7 protein-coding genes are annotated in these 11407 nt (G+C 66.2%); 4 read left to right on the top strand and 3 right to left on the bottom strand.

The features are described from left to right. The first annotated feature begins 292 nt into the window (after positions 1 to 292). The 4 genes from V7Z98_RS01295 to typA all read left to right on the top strand — a co-directional run bounded on the left by V7Z98_RS01295 (position 293) and on the right by typA (position 5930). Positions 293 to 2452, top strand: coding sequence for a YgiQ family radical SAM protein (locus tag V7Z98_RS01295; protein ID WP_334156734.1), 2160 nt, complete (start codon positions 293 to 295; stop codon positions 2450 to 2452). 87 nt (positions 2453 to 2539) lie between these two features. Beyond that, complete coding sequence (locus V7Z98_RS01290) at positions 2540 to 2971, top strand: group II truncated hemoglobin (RefSeq protein WP_334156686.1); 432 nt, start codon at positions 2540 to 2542, stop codon at positions 2969 to 2971. A 90-nt stretch (positions 2972 to 3061) separates the two neighbouring features. Next, complete coding sequence (locus V7Z98_RS01285) at positions 3062 to 4027, top strand: VirK/YbjX family protein (RefSeq protein ID WP_334156685.1); 966 nt, start codon at positions 3062 to 3064, stop codon at positions 4025 to 4027. Positions 4028 to 4079: 52 nt separating this feature from the next. Next, positions 4080 to 5930: a translational GTPase TypA gene (gene typA / locus V7Z98_RS01280; RefSeq protein WP_293261453.1), complete on the top strand. Its 1851-nt coding sequence runs from the start codon at positions 4080 to 4082 to the stop codon at positions 5928 to 5930. A gap of 98 nt (positions 5931 to 6028) precedes the next feature. Here the strand turns inward: typA and V7Z98_RS01275 are convergent, their stop codons facing one another. From V7Z98_RS01275 to efp, 3 genes are all read right to left on the bottom strand, one after another. Further along, positions 6029 to 9346, bottom strand: coding sequence for an EAL domain-containing protein (locus V7Z98_RS01275; protein WP_334156684.1), 3318 nt, complete (start codon positions 9344 to 9346; stop codon positions 6029 to 6031). Positions 9347 to 9567: 221 nt separating this feature from the next. Then, entirely contained in the window at positions 9568 to 10650 is a 1083-nt protein-coding gene (gene moaA / locus V7Z98_RS01270) for a GTP 3',8-cyclase MoaA (protein WP_334156683.1), read from the bottom strand. A 171-nt stretch (positions 10651 to 10821) separates the two neighbouring features. Next, positions 10822 to 11382 (bottom strand): elongation factor P, encoded by a 561-nt coding sequence (efp, locus tag V7Z98_RS01265; RefSeq protein ID WP_293261444.1) that lies wholly within the window; start codon positions 11380 to 11382, stop codon positions 10822 to 10824. Positions 11383 to 11407: the final 25 nt, after the last annotated feature.

Here is an 11407-nt window from a genome sequence, read left to right as displayed (position 1 = left end):
GCGGGCGCCCTGAACGCCCCGAATGGGCGTTGCGCATCGTGCGACGTATTTGCCGGGCACTTTTTTGGTGCGGCCCGGTCTCAGGCAGCCAGCCTGGATTTTTCCCGAGTTTTCTATGCCGTCAGTCAAGGCCGATCCGGCCGCCGCTTCCGCCGCCTCCGTGGCGGTGCCTGGTTCTTCCGCTTCCTCCGCTTCCGCCGCTGCGCCTTCAGGCCTGACCGCGTCGCCCAAACCGCTTTTTTCCTACCGGAAATATTGGGCCAGCCGCTTCGGCACCGCCCCCTTCCTGCCCATGAGCCGGGAGGAGATGGACAAGCTGGGCTGGGATTCCTGCGACATCATCCTGGTCACCGGCGATGCCTACATCGACCACCCCAGCTTCGGCATGGCCCTGATCGGCCGGCTGCTGGAGGCCCAGGGCTTCCGCGTCGGCATCATCAGCCAGCCCAACTGGCATTCGGCCGAGGACTTCAAGCGCCTGGGCAAGCCCAACCTGTATTTCGGCGTGACCGCGGGCAACATGGATTCCATGGTGAACCGCTATACCTCGGACCGGAAAATCCGCTCCGACGACGCGTACACCGCCAACGCCGAGCCCAACAAGCGCCCCGACCGGGCGGTCACCGTCTATGCCCAGCGCGCCCGGGAGGCTTATCCCGGCACGCCGATCATCATCGGCTCGATCGAGGCGTCGCTGCGCCGCATCGCCCACTACGACTACTGGAGCGACAAGGTGCGCCGCTCGGTGCTGCCCGACTCCAAGGCCGACCTGCTGCTCTTCGGCAACGCCGAGCGGGCCCTGGTGGAGGTGACCCACCGCCTGGCCAAGGGCGAGCCGGTGGAGTCGATCCGCGACGTGCGTGGCACCGCCTTCATGGTCCCCCGGGGCTGGAAGCCGGGCGCCGACTGGAGCGAGCAGGATTCCCGCACGGTGGACACCCCGGGCAAGGTGGAGGCCCACAAGGACCCCTACGCCATGGAAGAAACCCCGTCCAGCGGCGGCGCCTGCGCCACGGGGGAGGGGAGCGGCACGGCCGCTGTTCAGCCCGTCCGCATCGTCGGCAAGGAAGAGCGCCTCGCCGCCCGCCGCGCCGAGCGGGCCAAGACCGTGCTGCGCCTGCCGTCCTACGAGCAGGTGGTGGACGACCCGGTGCTCTACGCCCACGCCTCGCGCACCTTCCACCTGGAAGCGAACCCGGGCAACGCCCGCTGTCTGGTCCAGGCCCACGGCGAACGGGATGTGTGGCTCAACCCGCCGCCGATTCCGCTGACCATGGCCGAGATGGATGGGGTGTACGGCCTGCCCTATGCGCGCAATCCGCACCCCGGCTACGGCGGGGCCAAGATTCCGGCCTGGGAGATGATCCGCTTCTCGATCAACATCATGCGCGGCTGCTTCGGCGGCTGTACCTTCTGCTCGATCACCGAGCACGAGGGGCGCATCATTCAGAGCCGCTCGGAAGAGTCGATTCTCCACGAGATCGAGGAAATCCGCGACAAGACCGAGGGCTTCACCGGCATCATCTCCGACCTGGGCGGGCCCACCGCCAACATGTACCGGCTGGCCTGCAAGGACAAGAAGATCGAGACGTCGTGCCGGCGCCTGTCCTGCGTCTTCCCCGACGTGTGCGAGAACCTCAACACCGACCACGGCCACCTGATCCAGCTCTACCGCAAGGCCCGGGCCATTCCCGGGGTGAAGAAGATCCTGATCGGCTCGGGCCTGCGCTACGACCTGGCGGTGCGCTCGCCGGAATATGTCAAGGAACTGGTCACCCACCACGTCGGCGGCTACCTGAAGATCGCCCCGGAGCATACCGAGGAAGGCCCGCTCAACAAGATGATGAAGCCGGGCATCGGCACCTACGAGCGCTTCAAGCAGATGTTCGAGAAGTTCTCCAAGGAGGCGGGCAAGGAGCAGTACCTGATCCCGTATTTCATCGCTGCCCACCCTGGCACCCGGGACGAGGACATGCTCAACCTGGCCTTGTGGCTCAAGCGCAATAACTTCCGCCTCGACCAGGTACAGACCTTCCTGCCCACGCCCTTGGCCATTGCCACCGCCATGTGGCACACGGAAAAGAACCCGCTGCGCAAGGTCGGCCAGGACAGCGAGACGGTGCCCATCGTGCGCACCGGCCGCCAGCGCCGCCTGCACAAGGCCTTTTTGCGCTACCACGATCCGGAGAACTGGCCGATGCTGCGGGAAGCCCTCAAGGACATGGGCCGGGCCGACCTGATCGGCAATGGCAAGAAGCACCTGATCCCACTCTTCCAGCCCGCTGGCACCGGTCTGGGCAAAGGCGGTTGCGGCCGCGGCGGCGTCGGCCGGGGGCCGGCCAAGCCGGGTATGTCCCGCTCCGCGCCCCGGGGCGGTTCACCGGCCGCTCCCCGCAACGCCAAGCCTGGCGTGGCTTTCGGCAAGGGGCCTGTGAAGAGTCGCGCTAAATAAGGCGCTGCGGGCACACCTTGTGAAAGTGCCCGTCCCTATTGGGTTTCCAGCCATCCATTTTTTTGACCAACCGAATCCGTTGATCCGATGAGCGACACCAGCGCAGCCACCCAGACCCCGCAACGCGACGACAGCGCAGAGGTCACGCCCTACGACATGATCGGCGGCGAGGCCGCCGTGCGCGCCCTGACCGACCGCTTTTACGACCTGATGGACCTGGAGCCGCGCTTTGCCGAGCTGCGCGCCATGCATCCGGAGGACATGGCCGGCGCCCGGGACAACCTGTTCTGGTTCCTCTCTGGCTGGCTGGGCGGCCCCCAGCTATTCGTCGAGCGCAAGGGCCATCCCATGCTGCGCCGCCGCCACATGCCGTTTTCCATCGGCGAGAAGGAGCGGGACCAGTGGGTCCAGTGCATGGTCCAGGCCATGGAAGAAGAGGGCATCGACGAGGCCATCCGCACCCGCCTGGCGGTGTCCTTCTTCCAGACGGCGGATTTCATGCGCAACCGGGAGGGGTGAGCGCGTCTGACAGGAAGTCAGGGTTTGTCAGCTTTTTGGGAGAAAGTTGTTGATACAATTTGAAACAACTTTTTCCAGGTTTCGACGAAATTGATTTTTCATAGAAAAGTCAGGGAGTTATACCCATCGGGTACGCTCCAGGGCTGGCGCAACCGCATCAAGCTGAGCGCCCGCCGCCTGTTTAATTATTCCCGGACTGCGGCCTGGTGGGCGTTTCTCGACCAGCCGGCCATGCGGCCGATCGCCAAGCAGCACTTCACCCTGTTCGAAGTCATCCACCGGCCCTACCTGCATCGGGGCTGGTCGGGGGCGCAGCGCTATGTCGCGGTCCTGGGGCACTACCGGCTGGTGGAATCGTTGCGCGACTTCTCCTTCTACGATGCCCACCTGCGTCCTGTCAGCCTGTGGACCGACGAGATCGAGGGGCGGCGCGTCGAACTGGCGCTGCACAAGGACCGCCGCTTCTGCCGCGAGGGCGAATTGGCCCTGAGCCTCTTCGTGGACGGCCAGCGCCAGCTGTCCCTGGCCTTCCTCCTGGCCGAGCTGGAATCGCGCCGGGTGATCTATGTCGGTTGCCTGCAAGGCACCAGCGCGCCGGATTGCAAGGAAACCCTGGCGGCCTGCACCCGGGCCATGCACGGCCTGCGCCCCCGGGATCTGCTGCTCTGGGCGCTGCGCCAGATCGGGCAGGAAATCGACGCCCGGGATATCTACGCCATTTCCCACCGCTTCCAGCAGTACGCGAGCTGGCATTACACCTTCGGCGGCGGCAAGACCATCCAGGCCAATTACGACGATGCCTGGACCGAAGCCGGCGGCGTGGCCCTGTCCAACGGTTTCTTCCACCTGCCGGTGCAGGTGGAGGAGCGCCCCCTGTCCGAGGTCAAGTCGTCCAAGCGCGCCATGTACCGGCGGCGCTACGAGATGCTCGCCGCCATGCGGCAGGAGATCCTTGTCAGCCTGCACCGCCGGCTCGGCCCGGTGGCGGAGGGTGCGCCGCCGGCAAAGCAGCTCCAGGCACCGGTGCCGCCCCGTGTGTTTCTGTCAAGTTGTTGACTCCCGCTTCTGCTATGATTCAGCCCTTTTGATTTTCGGCTGAACCCTCTCCATGTCCTCCGTCCGTCCCATCCGCAACGTCGCCATCATCGCTCACGTCGACCATGGCAAAACCACCCTCGTCGACAAGCTCCTCCAGCAGGCCGGTACCTTCCGCGCCAACCAGCAGGTGGAAGAGCGGGTCATGGACTCCAACGACCTGGAAAAGGAGCGGGGCATCACCATCCTCGCCAAGAACACCTCGGTGGATTACGAAGGTGTGCACATCAACATCGTGGACACCCCGGGCCACGCCGACTTCGGCGGCGAAGTGGAGCGGGTGCTGGGCATGGTGGACGGCGTGGTGCTGCTGGTGGACGCGGTCGAAGGCCCCATGCCGCAGACCCGCTTCGTCACCAAGAAGGCTCTGGCCCTGGGCCTCAAGCCCATCGTCGTGGTGAACAAGGTGGACCGGGATGGTGCCACCCCCGACAACGCCGTGGACCTGACTTTCGATCTGTTCGACAAGCTGGGCGCCACCGACGAGCAGCTGGACTTCCCCATCGTCTACGCCTCCGGCCTGAACGGTTGGGCTGCCATGTCCCTGGACGCGCCGCGCGAAGACATGCGCCCCCTGTTCGAGACCATCCTGAGCCACGTGCCGGCTCCCGATGCCGACCTCGACGGCCCCCTGCAATTCCAGATTTCCGCCCTCGACTACTCCAGCTACGTGGGCCGCATCGGCATCGGCCGCATCAAGCGCGGCCGGGTCAAGCCGGGCCAGCAGGTGGTGGTGATGTTCGGCACCGAAGAAGAGGCTGCCGCCCACGAGCGCAGCACCATCAAGGCCAAGATCAACCAGGTGTTCGGCTACAAGGGCCTGAACAAGGTGGAGCTGGACGAAGGCCACGCCGGCGACATCGTCCAGGTGACCGGCATCGAGGACCTGGTGCTGGGCTGCACCATCGCCGACCCGGACCAGCCGGAAACCCTGCCCCTGCTCAAGATCGACGAGCCGACCCTGTCCATGCAGTTTATGGTGAACACCTCGCCCCTGGCCGGTACCGAAGGCAAGTTCGTCACCAGCCGCCAGATCCGCGACCGCCTGCACAAGGAACTGCTCACCGACATGGCGCTGCGCGTCGATGACACCGCCAACGCCGACGTGTTCGACGTGTGCGGCCGTGGCGAACTGCACCTGTCGATCCTGCTTGAGAACATGCGCCGCGAAGGCTTCGAAATGGCCGTGGGCCGTCCCCGCGTGGTGACCAAGACCATCGATGGCGTGGTGTACGAGCCGTATGAGATGCTCTCGGTGGACGTGGAAGAGCAGCACCAGGGCGGCGTTATGGAATCCCTCGGCCTGCGCCGCGGCGACATGCAGGACATGGTGCCGGACGGCCGCGGCCGGGTGCGCATCGAATACCGCATTCCCGCCCGGGGCCTGATCGGTTTCCAGGGCGAATTCATGAACCTGACCCGCGGCACCGGCCTGATGAGCCACGTGTTCGACGAGTACGCCCCCACCAAGGAAGGCCAGGTGGCTGAGCGCCGCAACGGCGTGCTGATCTCCCAGGACGACGGCGAGGCCGTGGCCTACGCCCTGTGGAAGCTGCAGGATCGCGGCCGCATGTTCGTCAATCCGGGCGACAAGCTGTACGAAGGCATGATCATCGGCATCCACAGCCGCGACAACGACCTGGTGGTGAACCCGATCAAGGGCAAGCAGCTGACCAACGTGCGCGCCTCCGGCACCGACGAAGCGGTGCGCCTGGTGCCGCCGATCCAGCTGACCCTGGAGTCCGCCATCGAATTCATCGCCGACGACGAGCTGGTGGAAATCACGCCCAAGTCCCTGCGTATCCGCAAGCGCCACCTCAAGGAGCACGACCGCAAGCGTGCTTTTCGCGAAGGCAACAACTAAGCGCACCGCACTACGGCGCACGAACAACGGGCGGGTCTTCGGACCCGCCCGTTGTCTTTACAGCCGGTAAAAAAGGGATGGCGCCAGAGGGGGGGCGGTCAGGCGGTCTTGCCCGTGGGGGTGCGGGAAGCCGCGTACTCGGTGACGAAGGTTTCGAATTCGCTCACCGGCAACGGAGGGCTGAACAGGTAGCCCTGCATGACGTGACAGCCGATCCCGGCGACGAAATCCCGCTGGGCCGGGGTCTCCACACCCTCGGCCACCACGGTCAGCCCCAGGCTGCGGCCCAGGGAGAGGGTGGCGGCGGTGATGGCGGCATCCTCCGCGTCGCCGGGCAGGTCCTGGATGAAGGAGCGGTCGATCTTCAGCTGGTCCAGGGGGTAGCGCTTCAGGTAGGCCAGGTTCGAGTAACCGGTGCCGAAGTCGTCCAGGGACAGGCTCAGCCCCAGTTCCTTGAGGCTGGCGAGCTGGCGCTCGATGTCGCCGGTGGGCTCCATCAGGGCGCTTTCAGTCAGTTCCAGTTCCAAGCCAGCCGGGTCGGCGCCGGTCTGGGTGAGGGTGCGCCGGACCAGGGTGACGAAGCCGGAGCGGCGGAACTGGAGGGCCGAGATGTTGACCGCAATGCGCGGCACCGGCAGGCCGCTCTTGCGCCAGGCCACCTGCTGGCGGCAGGCCTCGGCGAGCACCCAGTTGCCGAGCTCGACGATCAGGCCGGACTCCTCGGCAAGGGGAATGAACTGGGCCGGCGGCACCAGCCCCTTTTCTGGATGGCGCCAGCGGACCAGGGCTTCGGCGCCGATGATGCGGCCGCTGCCGGCGGCGATTTGGGGCTGGTAGTAAAGGGCCAGCTCGTTGCGTTCCACGGCGCGGCGCAATTGGTTTTCCATGAGCAGGCGCTCGTAGGCCCGGGCGTCCATTTCCGCGGTGAAGAACTGGAAGGTGTTGCGGCCGCTTTCCTTGGCGCTGAACATGGCCGTATCGGCGTGCTTGACCAGGGTGTCGAAGTCGGTGCCGTCCTCGGGGAAGACGGCGATGCCGATGCTGGCCGTCACGGTCAGTTCGTGCTGGTCGATGATGAACGGCTGGGAAAACTGCTCGACGATCTTGCGCGCAACGATGGCGGCCTGGGCCGGGAAGTCGATGTGGGGCAGCAGCAGCATGAACTCGTCACCGCCGATCCGGGCCATGGTGTCCTCGTCCCGAATGCAACTGCGCAGCCGCTCGGCGGCCACGCCCAGGAGGCGGTCACCGATGGGGTGGCCCAGGGTGTCGTTCACCTTCTTGAAGCGGTCCAGGTCGATGAACAGCAGGGCCATGGGATGGCTCTGGCGCTGGGCGGCGGCCAGGGACTGGTTGACCCGGTCGCGCAGCAGGGAGCGGTTGGGCAGCCCGGTCAGGGTGTCGTAGTGGGCCAGGTAGTGGATGTGGGCCTCGGTTTCCCGGCTGCTGGTGACGTCCTGCAAGGTGCCAAGCAGCTTGACCAGCACGTCGTTGCGGTGGCGTGCCTCGATCTCCAGGTGCACCAGGCGGATGCGCCCCTCGGCATCGGTGATGCGGGTGTCCAGGGTGGTCGAGGCGCGGCCGGCGCGCAGTTCGGCCAGGGTGGCTTCCCAGCCCGCCCGCTCGTCGGGGAGGAAGCGGGAGGCAAGCAATTCCAGGGTGGGCGGCGCCTGCCCCGGCTCCAGTCCCAGGATGCGGTACATCTCGTCCGACCAGATCATGTCGGGCACGGCGTTCGCCTCCCAGGACCAACTACCCAGGCGGGCGATCTGTTGGGCATAGGCCAGGGATGCCCGGTTGGTCTCAAGGACGGCCTTGGCCTGGCTCAGTTCGGCGGTACGCTGCTCCACCAGCAGGTGGATGCGCTGGGCGTGGGCCGTGGTAATGAGCAGGAAGGCGCCCAGCAGGGTCATCAGCAGCAAGGCGCCCAGCAGCAAGGTCCAGGGTTCCCAGCTGCGGTGGGTGGCCAGGTAATCTGGACTGGCGGTGAAGCGGATTTCCCACTGCCGCCCGGCGAAGGGGAACAGGGTCTCGTAGACGAAGGGCGAACCGGGGGCCGCCGTTCCGCAGCCCGGCGCCCCGGCCAGGTGCTGGGGCGAGGCGACGACGGTGCGGTCGGTCAGGCACAGAGCCACCCCGGCGGGAAGGGCGGCCACCAGGTTCGCCAGGGTGTCGTCGAGCCGGAAGGCGGTGTAGACGACGCCGACGAAGCGGGGACGGCTGAACTTGGGGCGCTGGAATACCCCCTGGTAGACCACCACGCTCAGCTTCTGCTCCGGGTCCTGGACCAGGCGCAGGGCGGCGGAGGCCTGGGGTTCACCATTCAGCCGGGTATTGGCGATGGCCTGGCTGGCCGGAGCGATGGACAGGAGGTTGAGCCCCACGGCCCGAGTGTTGAACGGGGTGGGTTCGGCGTACAGCACGGGCAGGTATTCGTCGGCCGATGCCGGGGTATGGGGCTCGGTATCGCGACTGCCACGGTCGTATAGACGGAACTGGGGATGCTCGACGAGCATGCGCCGTTCCAGCGCCGGCAGGCTGGCTGCGGAGGTAAGTTCCGCCCAGCCGATCACCGCCATGCCGGGGTAGTGCTCGAACCAGGGAGCGGTGAACATGTGGAAGGAATCCCGGGAGACTTCCGGGCTGGTGGTGAGGTGGCGTTCCACCGAGCGCAGTACCGTGATCTGCTCGGTGAACCGGGAACGCAGCAGCTGGGCCTGGACCCGGGTGTCCCGCTCGAACTGGGCGTACAGGTTGTCCACTTCCCGGCTGGTGGCCTGAAGCAGGGCCAGGGTCATGAAGAAGCCGGCCAGCAGGAAGGGCAGGACGATGCCCAGGCGGCGTCGGTCCCAGTCCGCCGGCCGGGGGCTGAGTAGGGCGATCAGGATCGGGGTGGCGATCACGGCGCCCATGGCGTCGCCGATCCACCAGTTCCACCAGGCGAACGGCGCTTCCGCCTTCGGCAGAATGCCCAGGCCCAGGAGCCAGCCGACGGACCAGGAAGGATTCAGCAGACAGCCGGCCAGGCAGCCCAGCAACAAGAAGCGCAGGATCGTCCCCACCTGTTCCAGGGCGCTGGGAAAGCCCACGTAGCGGCGCACCAGGGCGGCCCCCAGCCGGGCCTGGAGCGTGGCGCCGACGGCGATGGCAAAGGGGGCGAGCCATTGCGTTCCCGCGTAGCCGTGTTCCCAGCCTAGGAGCAGGTTGAGCAGGAGCGAACCGAGGCCGGCCGCCAGGGCCAGCCGGTTGCCATAGAGCAGTACCGCCGCCAGGGCGATGCCGGCGGAGGGAAAGAGGGGAGAGACGATTTCCGGCCGTGCGGTCAGCCGCACCGCCAGCCAGCCCGCCACGGCATAGGCGAGCGCTGTGCCCAGGAGCAGGGGAAGCGAAGGACGGCGTGCAGCGAGGGGCGGCATGGGCGATGGGAACGGTGGAGAGTGGCCGGTTCCGGAAAATACCCGATGGGGCGTGCCTGCAAGCAGGGCGGATTCACGATGGACACCGTGCCAGCCGATGGTATCCCGGAGGCCCTGGGAAAGTTAATTTTTTTTGTGCATTTTTGCCCATTGCCCGCTATCTGCCGGGCGGCAGCCGGGGCAACGGGAATGGGCGCCGGTGCTGCGCCCGGAGGCAGGCTTCAGCCGCCGGTCATGGACATGAAGCGCACCACCCGGGGGGCGTCCATCTGGGTGGTGAAGTCGTGGGCCTTGGGTTTGATGCCCATCACGCCGCGGATCGCCTCGGTGAGGGGCTGGCGGTCGTCCGGATGGGCGCGCAGCAGGGGCAGCAGCTGCACGGCGTCGTTGTGCCCCAGGCAGGGGTAGAGCTCGCCCTTGGCGGTGATGCGCACCCGGTTGCAGGTGTCGCAGAAATTATGGCTGTGGGGGGAGATGAAGCCCACCCGAGTATCCGACCCGGGAATGCGCCAATAGCGGGCCGGTCCGCCGGAGGATTCGTCGCTGGCTTCCAGGGTGAAGTGGCGGCCGAGCAGTTCCAGGGCCTCGTCGCTGGAAAAATAGGTGGCGGTACGGCCATGGCCGATGTCGCCCAGGGGCATTTCCTCGATGAAGGAGATGTCCACGCCCCGGTCCATGGCGTAGCGCACCAGATCCGGAAATTCATGGTCGTTCACGCCGCGCATCATCACCGTGTTCAGTTTCACCCGGGAAAACCCGGCGGCCACGGCGGTGTCGATGCCGCGCAGCACCTTGGCGATGTCGCCGGTGCGGGTGATCTCATGGAAGCGCAGCGGGTCCAGGGTGTCCAGGCTGACGTTGATGCGCTTGACGCCCGCGGCGCGCAGGTCGGGAGCGAAACGCTCCAGCTGGGAGCCGTTGGTGGTCAGCACCAGTTCGCGGATGCCGGGCACCTGGCCGATCTGGCCGAGCAGCCAGAGGGCGTTCTTGCGCACCAGGGGTTCGCCGCCGGTGATGCGCACCTTGTGGACGCCGAGTTCGGCGAAGGCGCGCACGATCTCCAGGCACTCCTCCAGGCTCAGCACTTCGCTGCGCGGCAGGAAGGTCATGTCCTCGGACATGCAGTAGTGACAGCGGAAGTCGCAGCGGTCGGTGATGGACAGGCGGATGTAGGTGATGCGGCGCCCGTACTTGTCCAGCAGGGTTCCGGCGGCGTGGCGCGAGGTGTCGGCGCGGGGGGGGACGAAGGCCGAACCCGGGGTGGCGGAACCAGAATCGTTGCTGTGGAGCGTTTCGTTGTGCATGAAGAGAGTGTCCGCTGGCTGCTGGCGCCAGAATCGCCCGGAGCGCTCCGGGCGCCCATGACCGAGGTCAAAAACACTGACAGCGGGCTGCCGGATGAATTCCCGGGATTATGGCGTGAGGCCAAGAAAAAAGGCAGCCGAGGCTGCCTTTTTCCGGCGCGGGGGCAAGGCTTACTTGACCCGGTTGCGGTACTCGTCGGTGCGGGTGTCGATTTCGATCTTGTCACCGATTTCGACGAAGGCCGGCACCGGCAGCTCGAAGCCGCTGGGCTTGATGCGGGCGGGCTTCATGACCTTGCCGGAGGTGTCGCCCTTGACGGCGGGCTCGGTGTATTCGACTTCGCGCACCACGGAGGTGGGCAGTTCCACGGAGATGGCCTTGCCGTTGTAGAAGACCACTTCACAGGCCAGGCCGTCGTCCAGGTACTTGAGGGCGTCTTCCATGTTCTCGGCTTCCACCTCGAACTGGTTGTACTCGGCGTCCATGAACACGTACATGGGATCGGCGAAGTAGGAGTAGGTCACTTCCTTGCGGTCGAGCATCACCTGCTCGAATTTTTCGTCGGCCTTGTAGACGGATTCGCTGGCGGAACCGGTGAGCAGGTTCTTCAGCTTCATCTTCACCACGGCGGCGTTGCGGCCGGACTTGTTGTATTCGGCCTTTTGCACCACCAGCGGGTCGTTGCCGACCATGATCACGTTACCGGCGCGGAGTTCCTGTGCGGTCTTCATCGTTGCGTTCCTGGGTAGATCGGAG

The sequence above is a fragment of the Oryzomicrobium sp. genome (assembly GCF_036820405.1).
Classification (GTDB): Bacteria; Pseudomonadota; Gammaproteobacteria; order Burkholderiales; family Rhodocyclaceae; genus Oryzomicrobium.
Note: the sequence above shows the minus strand (reverse complement) of the source record. Positions and strands in the feature narration are given on the sequence as shown.